This is a genomic window from Flavobacterium cyclinae (assembly GCF_021172145.1).
Classification (GTDB): domain Bacteria; phylum Bacteroidota; class Bacteroidia; order Flavobacteriales; family Flavobacteriaceae; genus Flavobacterium; species Flavobacterium cyclinae.
In genome coordinates, this window is sequence record NZ_CP089095.1 from 1725962 (window position 1) to 1747662 (window position 21701).

24 protein-coding genes are annotated in these 21701 nt (G+C 30.3%); 18 read left to right on the forward strand and 6 right to left on the reverse strand.

Annotated features, from left to right (window positions below; all coding sequences use genetic code 11):
* Positions 1-28 precede the first annotated feature (28 nt).
* From LOS86_RS08010 to LOS86_RS08060, 11 genes are all read left to right on the forward strand, one after another.
* On the forward strand, positions 29-895 hold the full coding sequence (locus LOS86_RS08010; RefSeq protein ID WP_231841587.1) for a nucleoside phosphorylase: 867 nt from the start codon (positions 29-31) through the stop codon (positions 893-895).
* A gap of 15 nt (positions 896-910) precedes the next feature.
* The gene (locus LOS86_RS08015; RefSeq protein ID WP_231841588.1) at positions 911-1288 is read left to right on the forward strand and encodes a VOC family protein; all 378 of its coding nucleotides are present in this window, start codon (positions 911-913) and stop codon (positions 1286-1288) included.
* Positions 1285-1725 (forward strand): DinB family protein, encoded by a 441-nt coding sequence (locus tag LOS86_RS08020; protein ID WP_231841589.1) that lies wholly within the window; start codon positions 1285-1287, stop codon positions 1723-1725. The genes LOS86_RS08015 and LOS86_RS08020 overlap by 4 nt, the downstream gene beginning before the upstream one ends.
* Positions 1716-2249, forward strand: coding sequence for a GNAT family N-acetyltransferase (locus LOS86_RS08025; RefSeq protein WP_231841590.1), 534 nt, complete (start codon positions 1716-1718; stop codon positions 2247-2249). Before LOS86_RS08020 ends, LOS86_RS08025 begins: the two co-directional genes overlap by 10 nt.
* Positions 2250-2270: 21 nt before the next feature.
* On the forward strand, positions 2271-2768 hold the full coding sequence (locus LOS86_RS08030) for a hypothetical protein (protein WP_231841591.1): 498 nt from the start codon (positions 2271-2273) through the stop codon (positions 2766-2768).
* A gap of 37 nt (positions 2769-2805) precedes the next feature.
* Positions 2806-3651, forward strand: a complete 846-nt coding sequence (locus LOS86_RS08035) for a substrate-binding domain-containing protein (protein ID WP_231841592.1) — start codon at positions 2806-2808, stop codon at positions 3649-3651.
* Positions 3652-3678: 27 nt separating this feature from the next.
* Positions 3679-4608 carry a transglutaminase-like domain-containing protein gene (locus LOS86_RS08040; protein WP_231841593.1) on the forward strand — a complete coding sequence of 310 codons (930 nt, stop codon included), beginning with the start codon at positions 3679-3681 and terminating at the stop codon, positions 4606-4608.
* Positions 4609-4645: 37 nt separating this feature from the next.
* Complete coding sequence (locus LOS86_RS08045) at positions 4646-5239, forward strand: hypothetical protein (protein ID WP_231841594.1); 594 nt, start codon at positions 4646-4648, stop codon at positions 5237-5239.
* A gap of 11 nt (positions 5240-5250) precedes the next feature.
* Complete coding sequence (locus LOS86_RS08050; RefSeq protein WP_231841595.1) at positions 5251-5781, forward strand: hypothetical protein; 531 nt, start codon at positions 5251-5253, stop codon at positions 5779-5781.
* Positions 5782-5826: 45 nt separating this feature from the next.
* Positions 5827-6510, forward strand: a complete 684-nt coding sequence (locus LOS86_RS08055) for a hypothetical protein (protein ID WP_231841596.1) — start codon at positions 5827-5829, stop codon at positions 6508-6510.
* 141 nt (positions 6511-6651) lie between these two features.
* On the forward strand, positions 6652-8205 hold the full coding sequence (locus LOS86_RS08060) for a T9SS type A sorting domain-containing protein (protein ID WP_231841597.1): 1554 nt from the start codon (positions 6652-6654) through the stop codon (positions 8203-8205).
* 15 nt (positions 8206-8220) lie between these two features.
* Here the strand turns inward: LOS86_RS08060 and ung are convergent, their stop codons facing one another.
* On the reverse strand, positions 8221-8886 hold the full coding sequence (ung, locus tag LOS86_RS08065) for a uracil-DNA glycosylase (RefSeq protein WP_231841598.1): 666 nt from the start codon (positions 8884-8886) through the stop codon (positions 8221-8223).
* An 83-nt stretch (positions 8887-8969) separates the two neighbouring features.
* Between ung and LOS86_RS08070 the strand changes: the two genes are divergently transcribed.
* From LOS86_RS08070 to LOS86_RS08080, 3 genes are all read left to right on the forward strand, one after another.
* Entirely contained in the window at positions 8970-11138 is a 2169-nt protein-coding gene (locus LOS86_RS08070) for an endonuclease MutS2 (protein WP_231841599.1), read from the forward strand.
* A gap of 155 nt (positions 11139-11293) precedes the next feature.
* Positions 11294-11716 (forward strand): thiol-disulfide oxidoreductase DCC family protein, encoded by a 423-nt coding sequence (locus tag LOS86_RS08075; RefSeq protein WP_231841600.1) that lies wholly within the window; start codon positions 11294-11296, stop codon positions 11714-11716.
* 73 nt (positions 11717-11789) lie between these two features.
* Complete coding sequence (locus tag LOS86_RS08080; protein ID WP_231841601.1) at positions 11790-11933, forward strand: hypothetical protein; 144 nt, start codon at positions 11790-11792, stop codon at positions 11931-11933.
* Between the two features lie 37 nt (positions 11934-11970).
* Here the strand turns inward: LOS86_RS08080 and LOS86_RS08085 are convergent, their stop codons facing one another.
* Both LOS86_RS08085 and LOS86_RS08090 read right to left on the reverse strand, forming a co-directional pair.
* A complete protein-coding gene (locus LOS86_RS08085) occupies positions 11971-13476 on the reverse strand; it encodes a T9SS type A sorting domain-containing protein (protein WP_231841602.1) in 1506 nt (501 codons plus the stop codon).
* 267 nt (positions 13477-13743) lie between these two features.
* Positions 13744-14910, reverse strand: coding sequence for a proline dehydrogenase family protein (locus LOS86_RS08090; protein ID WP_231841603.1), 1167 nt, complete (start codon positions 14908-14910; stop codon positions 13744-13746).
* 93 nt (positions 14911-15003) lie between these two features.
* On the opposite strand from LOS86_RS08090, the gene aroB reads away from it, so the two are divergent.
* The 4 genes from aroB (at position 15004) to LOS86_RS08110 (ending at position 19224) form a co-directional block, all read left to right on the forward strand.
* Positions 15004-16071, forward strand: a complete 1068-nt coding sequence (aroB, locus tag LOS86_RS08095) for a 3-dehydroquinate synthase (RefSeq protein WP_231841604.1) — start codon at positions 15004-15006, stop codon at positions 16069-16071.
* Between the two features lie 295 nt (positions 16072-16366).
* Complete coding sequence (locus LOS86_RS08100; RefSeq protein WP_231841605.1) at positions 16367-17776, forward strand: type III PLP-dependent enzyme domain-containing protein; 1410 nt, start codon at positions 16367-16369, stop codon at positions 17774-17776.
* 12 nt (positions 17777-17788) lie between these two features.
* Positions 17789-18763 (forward strand): deoxyhypusine synthase family protein, encoded by a 975-nt coding sequence (locus LOS86_RS08105; RefSeq protein ID WP_231841606.1) that lies wholly within the window; start codon positions 17789-17791, stop codon positions 18761-18763.
* Positions 18764-18849: 86 nt separating this feature from the next.
* Positions 18850-19224, forward strand: coding sequence for a DNA primase (locus LOS86_RS08110; protein ID WP_231841607.1), 375 nt, complete (start codon positions 18850-18852; stop codon positions 19222-19224).
* A 40-nt stretch (positions 19225-19264) separates the two neighbouring features.
* Here the strand turns inward: LOS86_RS08110 and LOS86_RS08115 are convergent, their stop codons facing one another.
* The 3 genes from LOS86_RS08115 to LOS86_RS08125 all read right to left on the reverse strand — a co-directional run bounded on the left by LOS86_RS08115 (position 19265) and on the right by LOS86_RS08125 (position 21658).
* On the reverse strand, positions 19265-19774 hold the full coding sequence (locus tag LOS86_RS08115; protein ID WP_231841608.1) for a DinB family protein: 510 nt from the start codon (positions 19772-19774) through the stop codon (positions 19265-19267).
* A 55-nt stretch (positions 19775-19829) separates the two neighbouring features.
* Positions 19830-21097, reverse strand: a protein-coding gene (locus tag LOS86_RS08120) for an IS3 family transposase (RefSeq protein ID WP_231841609.1) whose coding sequence is annotated in 2 segments (ribosomal slippage) — positions 19830-20758 and positions 20758-21097 — 1269 coding nt in all. Because the reading frame shifts where the segments join, the coding sequence is not laid out codon by codon here.
* Between the two features lie 81 nt (positions 21098-21178).
* Positions 21179-21658, reverse strand: a complete 480-nt coding sequence (locus LOS86_RS08125) for an Lrp/AsnC family transcriptional regulator (protein WP_026726210.1) — start codon at positions 21656-21658, stop codon at positions 21179-21181.
* Between the last annotated feature and the right edge of the window lie 43 nt (positions 21659-21701).

The following is a 21701-nucleotide window of genomic DNA, read 5'->3' on the forward strand; positions in this document are numbered from 1 at the left end:
GAAACCTGAAACTTTAAACTAAAAACAAATGATAGCAGCATCAGAATTAATATTAAATCCAGACGGAAGTGTATATCACATCAATTTAAAACCTGGACAAATCGCTAACGATATTATCTTCGTTGGGGATCAAAATCGTGTAGAAAAAATTACAAAACACTTTGATTCAATAGAATTTACAACTCAAAAGCGTGAATTTAAAACACAAACCGGAACGTATAAAGGCAAAAGAATTACCGTTATGTCAACTGGAATTGGTCCAGATAACATCGACATCGTAATGAATGAATTAGATGCATTGGTAAACGTAGATTTAGCAACCAGAACCGTTAAAAAAGAACTGACTTCTTTAAATATTGTTCGTATCGGAACTTCAGGTTCGTTACAAGCGGATATTCCTTGCGATAGTTTTGTAATGAGTCAGTATGGCTTAGGTTTGGATAACATGCTTCGCTCCTATTTAATTGACGAAATTTCAGAAACCGAAATGGAAGAAGCATTCATCAAGCAAACGAATTGGGACATGAGAAAAGGTCGCCCTTACGTAATTGCAGGAAGTAAAGCATTAGAACAACGTTTAGAAAGCGATAAAATTTTTAAAGGATTCACAGGAACCGCCGGTGGATTTTACGGTCCACAAGGACGTGTAGTGCGTTTAGGAATTCAAGATCCTGAGTTAAATGCTAAAATGGATAGTTTCAATTTCAACGGAACTCGAATGACGAATTTAGAAATGGAAACTGGCGCTATTTATGGTTTAGGAAAACTGTTAGGACACAACTGTTTATCATTAAATGCTATCATCGCTAACCGTGCAACTGGAACTTTCAGTGAAGACCCATATAAAGCTGTAGATGAATTAATTGAATATACTTTAAATAAGTTAGCGGAATAATTATAAATCAAAAAAATGACTTTCCGTTTTGCAAGACACACCAATGATTTAGAACAAATTAAATCCTTTTATATCGATATTTTAGGATTTGAATTGCTTGGAGGTTTTGAAAATCATAATGGCTATGATGGTGTTTTTATTGGAAAATCAAATGAAAATTGGCATTTAGAATTTACAAAATCAGAAGAAATTGTTCTTTTTGATTTTAATGAGGATGATAATTTAGTTTTTTATCCAAACAATAAAATGGAGTTTGACTTCATTATGAATAAACTTCAATCTAAAAAAATTGAATTTGTAAAAGCCCAAAATCCTTATTGGAATGAAAATGGAAAAATGATTTTAGATCCTGATGGCTATAGAGTTGTAATTTCTGATTTAAAAATAGAATGAAAAATAAAGTTTTAAAATTTGAGTTATTATTAGATAATTTGGTATTACAATCAATAACTGATTTTGATGTTAAAATTGATATTAACAAATGGTCTAAAAAAGAAATCCTAGGTCATTTAATTGATTCAGCCATCAATAATTTACAACGTTTTACCGAAATTCAATATTCCGAAAAGCCTTATAAAATAAGACCTTACAATCAAGATGCATTAGTTAAATATAATGATTATCAAAATAAAAACAATCAGGATTTATTCGATTTGTGGTTGCATTTGAATCGTCATATTTTAGAAATTATAAAAAACCAAACTGATAAAACTTTAGAATATCAATTAATTCTCCCTAATGGTACATTAACTAATTTACAATTTTTAATTGAGGATTATATTGACCATTTATTTTATCATGTATCACAAATTAATAAAGCATGGATTTAATACTAGAAACACCACGATTAATTTTAAGAGAAATGCGTCATGAAGATGCAAATTCATTATTTGAAATGGATTGCAATCCTAATGTTCATAAATATCTATGGCAAAAACCAGTTGTAAATATTGACGAAGTTCATGCTTACATTGATATGGTTAGGCAGCAGTATATGGATAATGGAATTGGGCGTTTTGTAGCTATTACAAAAGAAACGAATGAATTAATCGGTTGGACAGGAATTAAATTCGTAAACGACCATATAGAAAACGGAAACACCAATTTTTACGATTACGGCTATCGTTTAAATGAAAAATTTTGGAACAAAGGTTTCGCTACAGAAGCTTCAATCGCTTGGTTAGACTATGGTTTCAACCAAATGAACATTCAAGAAATGAATGCTTACACACATGCCGAAAACGGAGCATCTAATCATGTTTTGCAAAAAGTTGGTTTTAATTTTGTAGAAGATTATCCTGATGAAAATGGCGTAACTTGGAAATGGTGGCAGCTTTTAAATAGTGTTCAGTAATCAGTATTTAGTTTTCAGAATATGGAGTTTAAAGAACTAATCGATAAAATTAAAAACCTTCCTTATGGCAGAAACGCTAATAGGTATGATTTTTCATTAGTACTCACTGAAAACAAAGGAACTTGTAGTTCAAAACACGCTTTCTTAAAGGATTTTGCTGATAAAAATGAAATTGAAAATGTAAAACTATACATTGGAATTTTCAAAATGAATGAAGTAAACACACCAAAATTAGGCGATTTACTTTCAAAAAATAATATCGAGTACATTCCAGAAGCGCATTGTTATTTAAAAATAAATCAAATAGCTGTTGATGCTACTACTACAGATTCTTTCTATGATAAAATAAAGCAGGATATTATAGAAGAAATCGAAATCATACCTAATCAAGTAAGTGATTTTAAAGTGGAATATCACAAGGCTTTTTTGAAAAAATGGATAACAGAAACCAATCAAAATAATACCTTTGAAGAAATTTGGAAAATTAGAGAGCAATGTATTTCAAAATTATCTGAATAATCTTAATACTTAATACTTTCGTCTTAATACATTTGAAATGAAAACAATCAAAATAGCAGGTGTTCCAGAACATTTCAACCTACCTTGGCACATGTGTATCGAAGATGGCGAATTTGAAGCTGTCGGAATCGATTTACAATGGACAGACGTTCCTGAAGGTACGGGAAAAATGTGTCAAATGCTTCGCGATGGCGAAACTGATATTGCTGTAATTCTTACCGAAGGTATCATCAAAGATATCGCCGCTGGAAATCCGAGTAAGATTGTGCAGGTTTATGTGCAAAGTCCATTAATTTGGGGAATTCACGTTGCAGCTAATTCTAATTATAAAACACTTTCCGATTTAGAACATAAAAAAGTAGCCATTTCTCGAATGGGCTCTGGTTCGCATTTGATGAGTATTGTAAACGCTCAAAACCAGAATTGGAATACAGAAAATTTACAATTCGAAATCGTAAATACCATTGATGGCGCCGTTGAAAGTCTGACTTCAGAAAATGCCGATTATTTCATGTGGGAACGTTTTATGACACAACCTTTGGTAGATCAAGGAATTTTTAGAAGAGTTGGAGAATGCCCTACTCCTTGGCCTTGTTTTGTGATTGCGGTACGAAATGAAGTTTTAGAAAATCAGCCAAAAGTAATCGACCAAATTTTAGACATCATCAATACCACAACCGAAGAATTCAAAATGATTCCAAGTATTGACAGAACTTTAGCTTCTAAATACAATCAAAAAGTGGAAGCGATTCAAGAGTGGTTAAAATTAACACGTTGGTCACAAAAACAGATGACAGCATCTACATTTGATAAAATAATGGAACAACTTTTGAAGCTTCAAATAATCGATAAAAAAATGCCTAAAGAATCGTTACTTAAATAATTCCGTATTTTTATCGTTTTAAACGAAATGACAATAAAAATCCCCACTTTAGCCGAACTCAAAGAAAAGCTTTCTTTACCAAAGCCTTGGGATACTGTTGTCATCTTTGTTTTAAACATTTTAATAACCATTCCCGTTTTTTTAATTGCACATCAGAACCTTATTGATTTTGAATGGCCATTACATTTAGATAGAATTCTAATTGGTATTTTTATCATTATTGGTATACAATTACTACTTCGTTTGGTAAAAACGATTATCATTCTTATTATTTTCATTTATTTATTAGCATTGTTATATGGAACCGTTTTTGGAAACTATGGTTTTAAACGTGTTTTTGACGACTATCGTTTTATGATGTATGCTATGAGTGAAAATCCAAATCCTCAAGATTTAATTATTGCCAAATTACTTCCGTTTCCTAACAAATCAAAAATTATTGATGCAGTAGATTTTTCTAATCCAAAGGTTCGAAATTTTGCTCTTTCGGCAACAACAAAACATTTTAGAGAATATAAAGAATCGGGCGAAAAAAGAAGAATGATTCAATGTTTTGCCGTTTTTAAAGAAATCAGAAACCGATGGAATTATGTAAACGATCCAAAAGGAACCGAATATATTGCAAGTGCTTCTGAAAGTTTACAACATTTTTCTGGTGATTGTGATGACCATGCGATATTGATGTCGGCTTGTATCAAAGCAATTGGAGGAACCCCAAGAATTATTCATACTGGCGGTCATTTATATCCGGAGATGCTAATTGGGACAAAAAAAGATTTAGAAACAGCAATTTATCTTATAAAAGAAGAACTTTTTAAACAAGAATGTCAAAACCAACAAATTCATTATCACATTGATGAAAGAGGTCAAATTTGGTTAAATTTAGATTACACTGCCCGATATCCTGGAGGAAAATTTATGAGTGAAGAAATTCTAGGAGCACTGACTTTTTATTGATTAATTTTTCTATATTTACACAAATAAACATCCCTATATGAAGAAAATAAGCCTTATATTTTTAGTATTCATCTCTTTAAATACTTATGCTCAATCCACTGAAAATACTTCAACCGATACCATTGTATCGCCTATTTTAGCTAAAAAAAATGAACTTAAATTAGATGTTCTGAATTTAACTGCATTTGGTAAATTAGGAATTTCATACGAACGCTTTTTAAATCAAGATTTTTCAATTGGTATCACAGGAATGGTTTTTAATAAAAAAAGCAAAAATGATGATTTCCTTACAGATGATACCCGAACAAAAATTGATTACCAAGTAATTCCGTATGTGCGCTATGCATTATCTAAAAGCGCAACCAATTTATATTATTTAGAAGGTTTTATTAATGTTAATGGTGGCGAATACAAAGAATTAAAAACATTTAATAATGGTACTGCTGATTATGTATTAATTACAAGAAACGATTATAATGATGTTGCTTTAGGAGGTGCTGTTGGATATAAGTTATATTTCAAAGAAAGTTTTGTTTTAGACTTAACGGTTGGTTTAGGTAAAAACCTATTTCAAGAAAATAGTCCGTCAACCGTAGCCCGATTAGGAATTAACTTAGGATATAGATTTTAATACAACACATCATGAAAAAATACATTTATATAATTACACTATTAGTTCCATTTTTTGTATTAACTAGCTGTACAGAAAGTGATGATGAATTTTTTGCTGCTACAACTGTAACATCAAACAACTTGATTGATTTACAAGTAACTGGAAGCGAAGTTAATGTTTCGAGTTATGTAGCACGATTGTTACCGCAAAGCACAAATCCTTTTGATATCTATTTGACTAGTAATTCAAGAAAAATGTTTTTTAATTACACCATAGAAAAAAGGAATTCAAGCAATGAATGGGAATTCATTACTCCTACTACAGTAAACCTAATTAAAGGCGAAAATAGCATTGGCGATTATGTTTCAGGAATTGCGGTTTTAGATGCATTAGACACCATGTATGAATATGAAACTACCATAACATTAACTTCTGGACAATATCGTATTACTGTTGATCCTGAAATTGTAACGCTAAACGCTCAAAATGCCGTTATGTTAACCGTAAAAACAACTACTACTGGTGCAGTTGATAACGTATTAACCTTTACGGTGAATTAAATTAGTCGTATATTTTTTTTGGTTTATTTTTAAAATTAAAAAATTTTGAAGATTAGGGCATTTTTTGATGATTTAAAAATAAATTTATTGATTACTATTCCAATGTTAATCATTATGTATTTTTCAACAAAAAACATATCAATTAGTTTTGTTTTTTTTGCATTTATATTAATATTTATTACAATTTGGTCAATTTTAAGTAATTATTTAGGATACAAAAGGCATGTTAAAATAATTGAAAGTGATGGTTTTAAAAAATTACTATTAAAAGGGTTTAAAATTGAAAAATTTAATGAATATATTGGATTAAATGGAATTTACCATGGCTATTTATTTGATATATATTATAATTGGAATGCCACAACAAATAGTAAAAATACAAGAGCAATTGTTTTTAACATATACTTCGAAACACCAAAATTAAATAATAAAGAAACTGACCATAATTTAATGATAAAAATTTCAGAGAAATATAAAAACTCTTATTTTTCTTTATTACCAAAAAAATATTTACTGTGCTGGAGAGAGGGAAATATTCTAATGAATAACACAATTGGTCTCAAAAACCCTAATTATGATTTTATTATTCAAAGAATGGATGTTTTAGTAGAATTAATGAAAAATGAAAATTTAAAACCAATTGACAAAGAAAGCATTGATAAACTAAGAAAAGAAAATAAATTTGCTTGTATACCTGAAATAGAAATCTACTATAAAAATATTTACTAAGAGCTTTTCAACTCAATATCTACTTCTAATTACTTAAAATATTTATAAGTTTTAAATGTTTAAATTACTATTTTTATAATCATTATCTTTAACTTTGTTATTTAATTAACTTAACATATTGAATACCTTCAAAAAAGTATCATGAAAAAAATAATATGTTTAATATTACTACTACAAAATCTTTTTTCATTTGGGCAAAGTCAACCTATTTTTACTAATTGTATTGGTGATATAGATGATGATAAACTATATGATGCTAAAATTACTAGTGATGGAGGTATAATTGTTGTTGGTTATTTAATAACTCCTGGCCAATATAAAGCCTTTTTCATATCTAAACTTGATAGTAACGGAAATATGGAATGGGAAAAAAAATATGGAGGCAACTTATTCGGAGATCATGCTTTTTCAGTTTTTGAAGCAACTGATGGTTATGTAATTGCAGGTGTAAACAAATCAAATTCGGGAGATATTACTGGAAATCATGGTAATTGGGACGCTTTAGTAGTTAAAGTCGACTTTTTAGGAAATTTAGTATGGCAAAAGACTTTTGGTGGCTCAAGTGATGAAGAAGCGAAATCAATTGTTCAAACAAATGATGGCGGATACATTATTGCAGGATATACTTCATCAAATAATTTTGATGTGACTGGAAATCATGGTGGTAAAGATTTTTGGGTGGTTAAACTTAATGCCTCAGGAAATTTAGTATGGCAAAAAACTTATGGAGGAACTGGAAATGATATTGCAAACTCTATTGTTCAAACTTTAGATGGTGGTTACATAGTTGCAGGAATATCAAATTCTACCAATGGAGATGTTCTTTTAAATATTGGTAATGATGATTTTTGGATTATTAAAATAACGAGCTTAGGAAATATTGAATGGCAAAAAACATTTGGAACTTTAGGAAATGATAATATGCCAAATATTATTCAAACTTCTGATGGAGGATATGCAATGGTAGGTGCCTCTTACCCATTTAATGGTTCATATTATGCAGATTATTGTAATATTTTTAAAATAAATTCTACAGGCGATATAGAATGGCAAAGATTTATTGAATCTTACAATTATTCTTCTACTGATGATATATTTAAAATCATAGAGACATTAGATAATGGTTATGCGGTAATTGGATCAACAGCTGATGGAGATACAAGTTCAAACACTATGCCTACATATGGTGGTACAAATTTATGGTTTTTAAAACTCGATTCGTTAGGGAATACACAAGGACAAAGAGGATTTGGTGGCCAAGGAAATGATCATGGTAGCGCAATTCAACAAGATGCTTCTGGTAATTATTATATAGTAGGATATATTTCTTCAATAAATAATATTGATAACCTTCCAAGAAATGGTCAAGTATTTTGTAATCATAGCCAGAATCATTGGGACGGATGGTTGATAAAAGTTAGTACTGATTTACTAGATACAAATTTGAGTAATCTGAAAAATAAATTAATTATATTTCCGAATCCAACTAATTCAGTAATAAATGTAGAATTAGATCCTACTCTATCAAATGTTACATATGAATTATATGATAGTATTGGAAGAAATCTCCAATATGGAAAATTGAGTAATGAAAATCTAACTATTAATATTACTAGCCTACCTAATGGGATATACAATCTACTAATAAAAGATGATAGTAATTTATATTTAAATCATAAAATAATCAAACAATAAAGGAACTTGATTTTTTCACCACTCCATTTCTATTTGACCTTTCAATTTCAAATACTCATTCGTCAATCTAAAATGATTGTTCCCAAACCACATGCCTCTGTTAGCACTTAACGGTGACGGATGTCCGCTTTCTAAAACCAAATGCTTTTCTCTGTTGATAAGTTTTCCTTTTTTCTGAGCAAAACTTCCCCACAATAAAAACACCACATTTTCTGATTTCTGATTAATCAAATCAATAACAGCATCTGTAAAAACGTTCCATTTCAAATGTTTATGACTATTGGCCTCGTCTTTTCGTACCGTTAAACCCGCATTTAACAACAAAACTCCTTGTTTTGCCCAACGTTCTAAATTTCCGGATGTTGGGAAAAGAATTCTATCGTATTCCGAATTAATTTCCGTAAAAATATTCTTCAACGAAGGTGGAATGGCCACACCATCATTAACCGAAAAACACAAACCATTCGCCTCTCCCGTTCCATGATAGGGATCTTGTCCAATAATCACCACTTTTGTTTCTTGAAAATCAAATTGCTCAAATGCAGAAAAAATCAATTCTTTTGGCGGAAAACAAGTTGTAGTATCATATTCATGCTCCACTTGTTGCATTAATTCTAAGAAATAAGGCTTCTGAAATTCAGTCGATAATAGCGCTTCCCAACTCTCGTTTTTAATAAACATTTTATAATTTTTACCAAAAATATAAATTTCTGTTGCAATATGGATTCATTACTTTGTAACTTTGACCTAACAGAAAAAGAAAAATGATTTCGATTACAGAAAAAACCCTACAAGATTTAGAGTTTAATACGGTTTTAGAAACTATTGCTAGTCGTTGCAACACCGATATTGGTGAAGAAAAAGCGATGGCTATAGCGCCGTTTAAAAATAAAGAAGAATTGCTTATTAACTTAATGCAAACTTCTGAATATTTATCTTCGTTTTCCAACAATAACGCTATCCCAAATCACGGATTTGAAAACATCAACTACGAGTTAAAATTCCTAGCTATTGAAGATAGTTTCTTAGAAGTAGGTAGTTTTAAAAAGATTGCTAACCTTTCAGAAACAGCGATAACATTAATTCAGTTTTTAAAGAAATTTGAAGATTATTATCCAAATTTATACCAAAAAGCGGCTAAAATTGATATTGTTAAGCTAATTATCCAACGTATTGATGAAGTGGTGGATAAATTCGGAATCATCAAAGACAATGCATCGCCTGATTTAATTAATATCCGCCGAAGTATCAATGTAGTTCGTGGTAAAATCAACCAGAGTTTTGGAATGGCATTAAGTCAATACCATTCGCTAGGTTATTTAGATGACATCAAAGAAACTGTTGTTGAAAATCGTAGAGTTTTAGCGGTTTTAGCGATGTATCGAAGAAAAGTAAAAGGTTCTATTTTAGGAAGTTCTAAAACAGGAAGTATAGCTTATATCGAACCCGAAGCAGCCCAACGCTATTCTCGAGAACTGAACAATTTAGAATACGAAGAGCGCGAAGAAATCATGCGTATTTTAAAGCGTTTGACGAATGAAATTCGCCCATTTACCGAAACTATTGCGGCTTATCAAGACTTTTTAAGTGAAGTTGATGTTATTGCTGCAAAAGCCAAATACGCCAATAAAATCAATGGAATTCTTCCGAATATTATAGAAGAAAAGCGAATGTTTTTCAGAGAAGCCTTCCATCCTATTTTATATTTAAATAACAAGGAAAAGAAAGCGGTTACGTATCCGCAAACCATCGAATTACATAACGAAAGTCGTATTATTGTAATTTCGGGACCCAATGCAGGAGGAAAAACAATTTCCTTAAAAACTGTAGGATTACTCCAATTGATGTTGCAAAGCGGGATTTTAATTCCAGTACACGAGCGTAGTGAAACCTTTTTATTCGATAGAATTTTAACCGATATTGGCGACAATCAATCCATTGAAAATCATTTGAGTACATACAGTTACCGATTAAAAAACATGAACTATTTTTTAAAGAAATGTAACGCCAAAACCTTATTCTTAATTGATGAATTTGGAACCGGTTCTGACCCAGAATTAGGAGGTGCTTTAGCGGAAACTTTCTTAGAAGAATTTTATGCTCGTGAAGCTTTCGGAATTATTACGACACATTATAGTAATTTAAAAATATTAGCAAACGAATTACCATACGCTACAAATGCCAACATGATGTTTGATGAGAAATCATTAGAACCCATGTACAAATTAATTTTAGGTCAAGCCGGAAGTTCGTTTACCTTTGAAGTCGCACAAAAAAATGGTATTCCTTATGGCTTAATCAATCGTGCCAAAAAGAAAATCGAAGGCGGAAAAGTTCGTTTTGACAAAACCATTGCAACCCTTCAAAAAGAACGTTCTAAATTAGAAAAAACGTCTTTAACTTTAAAAGAAGAAGAAGCAAAAGCACGTGAAGAAAGCAAAAAAATGGAAACCATTAATGCTAAAATTCAGGATAAATTAGAACGTTATCAAGAATTATATGATGCGAATCAGCGTTTGATTTATATTGGACAAAAAATTGATGATATTTCAGAAAGTTACTTCAATAATAAAGACAAAAAGACGCTAATTGGAGAATTTTTAAAAATGGTGGAAATTGAAAATTCGAAACGTAGAAAACTTTCAGCAAAAGAAAAGAAAGTTAAGGAAGTCATTCAGAAAAAAGTAGCAGAAGAAGTAAAAGTTAAGGTAGAGGAAATTCGCACGGTTAAAAAAGAAAAGAAAATCAAAGCTAAAATTGAAGAAGAAAATAAACCAAAAGTAATTCTCAAAGTTGGTGATCGTGTTCGAATGAAAGAAGGAAAAGCCATTGGAACAATTGATGCTATTGAAAAAACAAAAGCTACCGTAAATTACGGAATTTTCACTTCAAAAGTTAGTTTAGACCAATTGGAATACGTGCAACATGTTTAATTTACACAGAGTTTCACTGAGTTTTTTTAATATGTTTGTTTTGATTAGAGTTGCATCGAGATTTTTTCAATTACTTAAATTTTAAAAATCGGTGTTCCTTTTTTAAAAAAATTGAAGCTTGACATTGTACTTGAATTTGAACTTGATATTGAAATATGGAAATACAAGATTTACCAAAAGATAAAAAAATCATCCTATTTGATGGGGTTTGCAACTTATGCAATTCATCTGTTCAATATGTCATTAAACATGATAAAAAAGATATATTTCGATTTGTATCATTACAATCAGAATTAGGTCAAAAAATTGTAAAACATATCGGAATTAATCCAATTCACATTGATAGTATTGTATTGTATGAACCTGGAATCTCTTATTATTACAAATCAACAGCTGCTTTAGAAATCGCAAAAGGATTAAGCGGTGTATTTACTTTAGCCACTTTTTTTATTATTTTACCTACGAGAATAAGAGATTTAATTTATGATTATGTAGCAAAAAATCGCTACAAATGGTATGGTAAAAAAGAGACATGTATGATTCCAACACCAGAATTAAAAGCAAAGTTCTTAGACTAGATTTACATGATATTTATCAGGTATTAAACAAATGTTAACTTTTATCTTTGTGTAAATTCTAACCTTTGTAACTATGGCAAATTTATTATTACCACTTTATTCATGGGGAAATGGCGCTTTTATTATGATCATTATATTTTTACTTGTAATAGTAGGCTTAGTTGGCGCAGTAATGCTTATGATGAACAGTGATAAAAAGAAAAAAAACGACCAGTAATACTGGTCGTTTTTAGTTATTATGTACTTTAGAAATATTATTGTTTAATAAATTTCTTAGTTGTTTTTCCTTCAGCAGCTTCAATTGTAACAAAGTAAGCACCTGAATTTAAATCAGATACATTAATTTGAGTTAAAGCACCTTGTTGGTTTTTAACTACTCTTCCATTAATATCAGTAATAGTTACAGATTTAATTTCAATATTGTTAGTATTAGAAATAGTTAATACGTTTGAAACAGGATTTGGATAAATACTAAATACTGATAATTCATTGTCATTTGAAGATAAATTAGTAGTTAAACTAATAGAATCTAGGAACAAGAAAGTTTCAGTAGTTGCTTGAGGTGTATTGTTATGAATACCAAAATAGTAAATTCCAGAAGTTGGAGCTGTAAATGTAGCTGTATGAGTGGTATATGCAGCCGCACTTGAATTGGTATAACTTTGAACAACAGTTGCTTGTCCTGCAGCACTTTGACTATCTCCAACGGTTAAATTGAAAGAAATTGGTTCAGGAACATCTGGTGCAAACGCAAAAAGTCTAGTTTTAAATTCAACTGTCACTTGTTCTCCTGCTGTTAAATTCATTCCTCTAAAATAAGCTCTAGCATTAGAAGCTGCAGTTGTACTATTAAAAGTATACATTGCAGTACCTGCTCCACCATCTGCATAGTTAGGTGGTGTAGAAGTTCCACTTGTAGTGATTAATGCAAAATTGATAAAACCGTCTGTATAATTGTTAGCTGGATTTTCAAAATCATTACTATAAGGTAACGTTACAGGCAAATAAGCATAATACGGACCTGCCCATGCACTTAACTCTGGATTACAATTCGCTCTAACATAATATCTAAAATTAGAAGAAGCCGTAGCTCCTGAAATATTAGCCGTTGAATATGATAATGCTCCAGCTGGTGCTGAAATCATTGTTCCCGATCCTGCAGGCGTTGCAAAGTTATTACTCCAATCTACATCATAAGTTGAAGGTACTGGTGTAGATTGATCCCAATACAAATCAGCACTTGTAGTAGATAAATAATCTGGTAAATAAAATAACGGTGGTGCAAAACAAGACGCTCCGGTAAATGTTAAGTTAAATGTAAATGCTGTATCATCCCATCTATTATCCCAAATAATGTAATAAGTTGTTCCTGCTGTAACTGGAAGATCAACAACAGCTGAACGATAATCTGAACCAGGTAAATCATCATTAAAATCCTCACATGTCCATGGTCCGCCACAAGAACCTGATAAAATACTTAATCTAGTATCAATACCTGTTGTTCCTCCTGGATTAGCGGCAATTGCAGATGTAACAGTTAAAATACCATCCGTTGGAGGCGTAAAAGTGTACCAAAGTGCAGCGGCAGGGCTACCAGCAGATGCAAAACATAATCCAGTTTCACCTGTTGGAAAAGTACCATTAACAGTGCTTGTAACATAATCCCCATTAGTTGTAATATTAAATGCTGTTGCACAACTACCTTGTGAATAAGCATTAATACCAGCAAAAGCTAATAATAAAAGTAAAGTTTTTTTCATATTTAATTGGTTTAATAATTTTCCCAAATTTAGCAATAACATTTCATAATTAATTCTTAAAATTTGTTTTTTTTTGAAATCAGACATAATTAACCTATTCGTATTTAGTTGAAAATAATTTAATTAGCATCATTTATCCTTTATTTTAATGAGTATTTTTAATGTTTTTTTGAAAATTTGATTTTTTATTTCAGAACAAATTAAAATAAAAAAGCTATCCTAATTCAAACTAAATTAGAATAGCTTTAAAAGTATACTATTTAAAAATTACAACTTTCTTCTTTCTTTTTCTTTTTTAATTAGAGTTAGCTCTCTACTTGTTTGTCCTGCTACCGAAGTGTTTTCTTCCGCTCTTCTAATTAAATAAGGCATTACATCTCTAACTGGTCCAAATGGCAAATATTTAGCTACATTATAACCTTCAGCAGCCAAGTTAAAGCTTATGTTGTCGCTCATTCCTAACAATTGACCAAAGAAAATACGTTTGTCATTTTTTGCAATTCCCTTTTCTTCCATTAATTGCATTAATTTATAAGAACTTTCTTCATTATGAGTTCCTGCAAACACTGCCATGATATCTAAATGTTCTACCATATAAGATACAGCCGCATCATAATTTATATCCGTAGCCTCTTTAGAAACACAAATAGGAGATTTTTGTCCACGTTCAGAAGCTCTTTCATTTTCTTTTTCCATGTAAGCTCCACGAACTAATTTCATTCCAATGTAAAACCCTTCTGCTTTTGCTTGTTCGTGAAGATTTTTTAAGTAATCCAATCGATCCCAACGATACATTTGCAATGTATTAAAAACAATCGCTTTTTGTTTGTTGTATTTACGCATCATATCTGCTACTATAGCATCTGCAGCGTCTTGCATCCAACTTTCCTCAGCATCAATTAATAATAATACATCTTTTTCAAATGCTGTTTTACATGCAATATCAAATCTTTCGATTACTCTGTTCCATTCCTTTTGTTCGTTTTCAGTTAAATAGGCCTTCTCTCCTACTTTTTCATACAATGCTAAACGCCCAAAACCTGTTGGTTTAAAAACTGCAAACGGAATTGCATCTCTTTCTTTAGCAAATTCAATTGTTTTTAATGTCATGTTTAGAGCAGCATCAAATTGCGCTTCTTCTTCTTTTCCTTCAACTGAGTAATCTAAAACCGATGAAACGCCTTTAGTATACATTTTATCAACTACTCTAAGGCAATCATTTTCATTAACACCACCACAAAAATGGTCAAAAACTGTAGAACGAATTAATCCTTCTACTGGTAAATGAGCTTTTAAAGCAAAATTTGTAACAGCTGTTCCAATTTTAACTAAAGGTTGACTATCAATTAATTTGAATAAAAAATAAGCTCTTTCTAACTCGGTGTCACTTTTTAAAGCAAAAGCAACTTCTGTATTATTAAATAGTGTATTCATTATATTTGAAATAAAGTACTACAAATATACTGCACAGTTATCGAATAATAAATAAAAAATGACGTATTTTGCAGTCAAATTTTACACATTTTCATGCAAACCATACAAGCAACTAATTATTCCGTATTTTTCAATGAAACAGGTTATGAAAAATTAGCTTCATATCTTGTTCCAACTCATTATTCTAAAATTTTCATTTTGGTTGACGATAATACTTCTCAGTATTGTTTACCCCATTTGTTGAACAATTTAGCTACTGAAGTTGAAATCGAAATTATCGAATTGGAATCAGGCGAAATTCATAAAAACATTGCTACATGTACTGAGGTTTGGGCAGCTTTATCAGAATTAGGAGCCGACAGAAAAAGCATTATTATAAATTTAGGTGGTGGCGTTGTATCGGATTTGGGTGGATTTGTTGCGTGTACTTTTAAAAGAGGAATTGATTTTATTAATATTCCAACAACTTTACTATCCATGGTTGATGCATCAATAGGTGGAAAAAATGGTGTAGATTTAGGGAATTTAAAAAATCAAATCGGAATTATTCGTGAACCAAAAGCGGTACTAATTGATACCGAATTTTTGAGTACATTGTCACAAAAAGAGATGCGTTCTGGATTAGCTGAAATGCTAAAACATGGATTGATTTTTGATAAAAAGTATTGGGATAAATTTAAAAACCTAAATAACTTAAATACAGAAGATTTAAATGAATTAATTCATCAATCAATTGAAATAAAAAATACTATTGTTTGTGAAGATTTAACCGAAAATGGAATCCGAAAAGCATTAAATTTTGGTCATACTCTAGGTCACGGAATTGAAAGTTATTTTTTAGAAAATGAAAACAAAACTAACTTACTTCACGGTGAAGCAATTGCAGCAGGAATGATATTAGAAAGTTTTATTTCTAGAGAAAAAGGCCTAATTACTAACGAAGAATATCAAGAAATCAAGTATATAATCAACGATATTTTTGAACGAATTGAATTTGATGAAAATGATATCAATCAAATCATTGAATTATTGATATACGACAAAAAAAATGAATTTGGAAAAGTTCAATTTGCCTTACTTGATGGTATTGGTAAAATTAAAATAAATCAATTTGCAGATAATGATTTGATAATCAATGCATTTAAAGACTATATTTTATAATTATTTTTTTGAATTTTGTTTTAATAATAGCCATTTTATTTTTTAACTTTGCGCCAATGAAAGAAAACAACAATATAAATAACTACAACAGGATTCTTAACAATAGGAATGCTGATTTATCTATTATTGATCGTTTCTTTTTTTCGATTTATTGTTTTCATATAATTGATTTATTCGCATCTTCGAAAACATTTAGTGAAAAGCTATTGATTCGATTCGCAAATATTAGGGTTTGAAAATTAAGATTTATACAAGAAACATAAAGCTTTGTAAATTTTAATCTTAATTATTCAAAATGAACACTAAATATTACGACTTAATTAATCAGACTTTTTATTTTCCACAAGAAGAATTCACATTAAACAAAGACAATCTTCAATTTCATGGTATAGACTTAATGAAATTAGTGGAAGAATACGGAACACCTTTAAAATTCACCTATTTACCTAAGATTTCTCAAAATATCAATCGTGCTAAAATGTGGTTTAGAAATGCCATGGAAAAACACGATTATGATGCCAAATATTTTTATTGTTATTGCACTAAAAGTTCTCATTTTCAATTTATTTTAAATGAAGCCTTAAAAAACAATATTCACATTGAAACTTCTTCAGCTTTTGATATTAATATTGTAGAGAACTTAATGGAGCAAGGAAAAATCAATAAAAACACTTTTGTAGTTTGCAATGGTTTTAAAAGAGCTCAATACATTACTAATATTGCAAGATTAATCAACAATGGCCATAAAAATACCATTCCTGTTATAGATAACTTTGAAGAATTGGATTTATTACAAGAAGAAATTGATGGTAAATTCAAAATTGGTATTCGTATTGCTGCTGAGGAAGAACCAAAATTTGAATTCTATACCTCTCGTTTAGGTATTGGATATAAAGACATTGTTCCATTTTATAGAAAACAAATTCAAGACAATAAAAAAGTTGAGCTAAAAATGCTTCATTTCTTCATTAATGCAGGTATTCGCGACACAGCGTATTACTGGAACGAACTTTTAAAATGTATGAAAGTTTATATTGCATTAAAAAAAGAATGTCCTTCACTTGATAGTTTAAATATAGGTGGTGGATTCCCAATTAAAAACTCATTAGCTTTTGATTATGATTACCAATACATGGTTGATGAAATTTTAAACCAAATTAAAATTGCTTGTGATGATGCTGAAGTTGCGGTTCCACACATTTTTACAGAATTTGGATCGTTTACTGTTGGTGAATCTGGTGGTGCTTTATACCAAGTTTTATATCAAAAGAAACAAAATGATAGGGAAAATTGGAACATGATTGATTCCTCTTTTATTACCACCCTACCTGATACTTGGGCAATCAACAAACGATTTGTAATGATGGCGGTTAATCGCTGGAATGATACTTATGAAAGAGTGTTATTAGGCGGATTGACTTGTGATGGTGATGATTATTACAACTCGGAACAACACATGAATGCTGTTTATTTACCAAAATACAACAAAGAAAAGCCTTTATACATAGGATTCTTTAACACAGGTGCTTATCAAGAAACCATTGGAGGTTTTGGTGGATTGAGTCACTGTATATTACCACAACCCAAACACATATTAATCGATAAAGATAAAAACGGAATTATTGCAACAGAAGTTTTTTCTGAACAACAAAAAGCAGAAGACGTTTTAGAAATTTTAGGTTACAACAACAAAAAAGAACAATAAAATAAAATTATAATGAGCAAAGGACCAATTAGTCAGTTTATTGAAAAACATTATCTTCACTTTAACTCTGCTGCTTTAGTAGATGCTGCAAAAGGATATGAAGAACATTTATTAGACAACGGGAAAATGATGATAACTTTAGCTGGTGCAATGAGTACCGCTGAGTTAGGAAAATCATTAGCCGAAATGATTCGTCAAGATAAAGTACATATCATTTCTTGTACAGGAGCTAATTTAGAAGAAGATATCATGAACTTAGTTGCTCATAATTCTTACAAAAGAGTTCCAAATTATAGAGATTTATCACCTCAAGAAGAATGGGATTTATTAGAAAATCACTATAATCGTGTAACCGACACTTGTATTCCTGAAGAAGAAGCTTTTAGAAGATTACAACAACATTTATATGATATTTGGAACAATGCTGATTCTAAAGGAGAACGTTATTTTCCACACGAATTCATGTACCAAATGATTAATTCTGGAGTTTTAGAGCAATATTACGAAATTGACCCTAAAGATTCTTGGATGGTAGCTGCTGCTGAAAAAAACTTACCAATTGTTGTTCCAGGATGGGAAGATAGTACTATGGGTAACATCTTCGCTTCTTACTGCATTAAAGGTGAGTTCAAAGCTACAACTATGAAAAGTGGTGTAGAATATATGATGTGGTTAGCAGATTGGTACACAAAAAACTGTGAAGGAAAAGGAATTGGTTTCTTCCAAATTGGTGGAGGTATCGCAGGAGATTTCCCTATTTGTGTGGTTCCAATGTTGTATCAAGATATGGAAATGCACGATGTGCCATTCTGGAGCTATTTCTGTCAAATTTCAGATTCTACAACTAGCTACGGATCTTATTCTGGAGCTGTTCCAAACGAGAAAATTACTTGGGGAAAATTAGACATTACAACACCAAAATTCATTGTTGAGTCTGACGCTACGATAGTTGCACCCTTAATGTTTGCTTACGTTTTAGGCTGGTAAAATTTTTAAAAAAATATTAAATTTTACTTGAAAATATAAGTTAAGGATATTACATTTGACGAAAATACAAGATTAAAACCTACCCAATGAAAAGAGTTATTGTTGATTACGCTAAATTAACAAATGAAATCTTAACCTTATTAGTTGAGAAATTTCCTGATGGATATGATGATTCGGATGTTATTCGATTCAAAAATGCTAAGAATGAAACTGTTGAAGCTGTAGAAGTTCGTACAGAAGATACTATATACTTAGTAAAAGTAAGTACTAAACTTGCTGATAGAATTGAAAATTATGACGAAGATGACATTATTGAAGACGATGTTGTAGTAGTTCCAGATGAGAAAATCGCAGGTCTTAAAGACCTAGATATTGATGAGGACGACGATGAAGACGATGATATCTCAAATGATTCAGATGATATTGAAGATGCTGAAGACGATGAAGATGACGAAGATTAAATAATAAAAGGGATTCAATTAATTTGAATCCCTTTTCATTTTATAAATATCGTTCTAAAATAATATTTTTATGATGTAATTCATGCCCCAACATGATATAACCAATTGCTCTAACCGAAACATTATGATTTGAAGCCGTACCTAAACGAAGTAAATCTTCCATTGAAAAAGTTTCAAACAAACTAATGGTTGCATTTCTAACGATTTCATATTCTGCCAACAAACTTTCATACTCACGATCATTAGCATTTGCTGAAATAACATAATCATTTTCTTCAAATCCAGGTAAAGCCGTATTGTCATTTCTTGCAATTCGCAAAGCTCTATAAGCGAAAATTCGTTCAGCATCTATTAAATGTAATATAATATCTTTTACTGTCCACTTCCCTTCTGCATATTGAAATTCATGTTTAAAAACCGGAATTGATTTAAAAAAATGCAACATTTCTACTTTTTGCAAATTCAATCCTTTTACAATATCTTGCTCAGAAACAAGTTTTATATAGTTTGCATAATAAGGCGCAAATTCATTAGTATCTAATATATTCATAACGTATAAATGAGTTGTCCTAAAAAAGGTTGACTCGTTAATAATCCAAATATAGTTAAATCGTAACAGAATTAATTCTGTTACGATTTATTTTTTTCCATTGTTTTAAATGTATTATTTTTTGTTGATGTGCTTGGTTTGGAGTTATCATATTAATTGACATATGTATTCTAAAATTGTTGTATAAAGTTATGGCCTGTGTAACTTGTTTGTTTAAATTTTGATAGTTTTCAAATATTTCATGTAAACCAAATTCTTCTTTTAAAATTCCATTTACTCTTTCTGCCACTGCATTTTCATATGGGTCGTATTCTTGCGTCATACTAATTAAAATATTGTTTTTCTTTAACAATTCGGTATACTCTTTACTACAGTATTGTAAACCTCTATCAGAATGGTGAATGAGTTGATTTTTTGTTTTCCTCTTAATCAAAGCCATTTCTAAAGCTTTTACAGTAGTTGAGCTCATTAAATTATCTGACAATTGATATCCTACAATTTTCTTGGAACACGCATCAGTGAGTAAATGCAAATAATATGTTTTCTCTTTTGTTCGTAAATATGTTATATCAGCAACCCAAACCTGCTCAGGTCTGTTAAGTACTAAATTGCTAATTAAATTTGGATAGCGTTTCATCCAATGTCTTGAATTTGTTGTTTTGTAATATCTTCGAGCTTTAGGAACTTGTAAATATTCTGCTTTTAAAAAATCTAAAAAATTATCCCGACCAATTGATATATGGTGTTTTATAAATTCATCTTGTAACATTACATGAAGTTTTTTACCACCTGTTCGGGGTAATTGCTTACGAATAGTAACTACCAAACTTCGTAATAATTCTGAGTTGTATTTAGGTGTTTTTACCTTTGACTTTCGCTTGTAAAATGCTTGTTTTGTGTATCCAAACAGTTCGCATAACTCATAAATAGTCAATGAACTATTTATATTTATTTCTTCGACTGCTTGGAACCAGACTTTTTTACAATATCAATTTTAAGTTCACGTTCAGCTATTTCAATAAATCGTTTAAATACTTTTAATTCTTCTTCTTTTTTCGCTAATTGAGCTTCTAGCTCTTTTATACGCTGTTGTTGAGGATCTTTCATAGGACGACCAATAGTTAATTTATCTTCATAGGTAAATTTACCATATTTTTTTAACCATCTTGGTATACAACTACTACCTAAAATATTGTAACGTCTTCGAAGCTCTGCTTTTGTAAATAAACCCCTCTCAAATTCACTTACAACTTGACGTTTAAATGCTTCGCTGTAAATTTGTGGGACAGTTGGAATTTTTGAAATTTTCTTTTTTGTTGACATATTATGTGATTTTTAGTCAACTTTTTTCAGGACAAGACAAAAAATAAAAAAAGCCTCTAAAAAGAGGCTTTATGATGTATTTTACAATTCTTTAAAAATAGTATGCATTAAACGTTTTTTGTCATTAATACTTTCTTCTAAAGAAATCATTGTTTCTGTTCTGTAAACACCTTCAATATCATCAATCATAAAGATAACCTCTTTTGCATGTTTCGTATCTTTTGCTCTAATTTTACAGAAAATATTAAATTTTCCAGTAGTTACATGCGCAACCGTAACAAAAGGAATTTGATTGATTCTTTCTAATACAAATTTAGTTTGAGATGTATTATGCAAGAAAACCCCAACATAAGCAATAAAAGAATATCCTAATTTCTCATAATCTAACGTTAAAGAAGAGCCTTGAATAATACCAGCATCTTCCATCTTTTTAACTCTAACATGTACAGTTCCAGCAGAAATCAATAATTTTTTTGCAATATCTGTAAAAGGAACCCTCGTATTATCAATCAACATGTCCAAAATTTGATGATCTACTTCATCTAAACGAAACTTACTCATAAGTGCTTATAATATTTGTTAATTTTTTGATTTTTATTTAAAT

Coding starts and splice junctions, on each gene's coding strand:
- LOS86_RS08075 (WP_231841600.1), top strand. CDS start 11,294: ATGGAAATACAAGATTTACCAAAAGATAAAAAAATCATCCTATTTGAT.
- LOS86_RS08040 (WP_231841593.1), top strand. CDS start 3,679: ATGACAATAAAAATCCCCACTTTAGCCGAACTCAAAGAAAAGCTTTCT.
- LOS86_RS08090 (WP_231841603.1), bottom strand. CDS start 14,910: ATGAATACACTATTTAATAATACAGAAGTTGCTTTTGCTTTAAAAAGT.
- LOS86_RS08035 (WP_231841592.1), top strand. CDS start 2,806: ATGAAAACAATCAAAATAGCAGGTGTTCCAGAACATTTCAACCTACCT.
- LOS86_RS08125 (WP_026726210.1), bottom strand. CDS start 21,658: ATGAGTAAGTTTCGTTTAGATGAAGTAGATCATCAAATTTTGGACATG.
- LOS86_RS08015 (WP_231841588.1), top strand. CDS start 911: ATGACTTTCCGTTTTGCAAGACACACCAATGATTTAGAACAAATTAAA.
- LOS86_RS08025 (WP_231841590.1), top strand. CDS start 1,716: ATGGATTTAATACTAGAAACACCACGATTAATTTTAAGAGAAATGCGT.
- ung (WP_231841598.1), bottom strand. CDS start 8,886: ATGTTTATTAAAAACGAGAGTTGGGAAGCGCTATTATCGACTGAATTT.
- LOS86_RS08050 (WP_231841595.1), top strand. CDS start 5,251: ATGAAAAAATACATTTATATAATTACACTATTAGTTCCATTTTTTGTA.
- LOS86_RS08020 (WP_231841589.1), top strand. CDS start 1,285: ATGAAAAATAAAGTTTTAAAATTTGAGTTATTATTAGATAATTTGGTA.
- LOS86_RS08060 (WP_231841597.1), top strand. CDS start 6,652: ATGAAAAAAATAATATGTTTAATATTACTACTACAAAATCTTTTTTCA.
- LOS86_RS08100 (WP_231841605.1), top strand. CDS start 16,367: ATGAACACTAAATATTACGACTTAATTAATCAGACTTTTTATTTTCCA.
- LOS86_RS08010 (WP_231841587.1), top strand. CDS start 29: ATGATAGCAGCATCAGAATTAATATTAAATCCAGACGGAAGTGTATAT.
- LOS86_RS08085 (WP_231841602.1), bottom strand. CDS start 13,476: ATGAAAAAAACTTTACTTTTATTATTAGCTTTTGCTGGTATTAATGCT.
- LOS86_RS08045 (WP_231841594.1), top strand. CDS start 4,646: ATGAAGAAAATAAGCCTTATATTTTTAGTATTCATCTCTTTAAATACT.
- LOS86_RS08070 (WP_231841599.1), top strand. CDS start 8,970: ATGATTTCGATTACAGAAAAAACCCTACAAGATTTAGAGTTTAATACG.
- LOS86_RS08110 (WP_231841607.1), top strand. CDS start 18,850: ATGAAAAGAGTTATTGTTGATTACGCTAAATTAACAAATGAAATCTTA.
- aroB (WP_231841604.1), top strand. CDS start 15,004: ATGCAAACCATACAAGCAACTAATTATTCCGTATTTTTCAATGAAACA.
- LOS86_RS08105 (WP_231841606.1), top strand. CDS start 17,789: ATGAGCAAAGGACCAATTAGTCAGTTTATTGAAAAACATTATCTTCAC.
- LOS86_RS08115 (WP_231841608.1), bottom strand. CDS start 19,774: ATGAATATATTAGATACTAATGAATTTGCGCCTTATTATGCAAACTAT.
- LOS86_RS08030 (WP_231841591.1), top strand. CDS start 2,271: ATGGAGTTTAAAGAACTAATCGATAAAATTAAAAACCTTCCTTATGGC.
- LOS86_RS08080 (WP_231841601.1), top strand. CDS start 11,790: ATGGCAAATTTATTATTACCACTTTATTCATGGGGAAATGGCGCTTTT.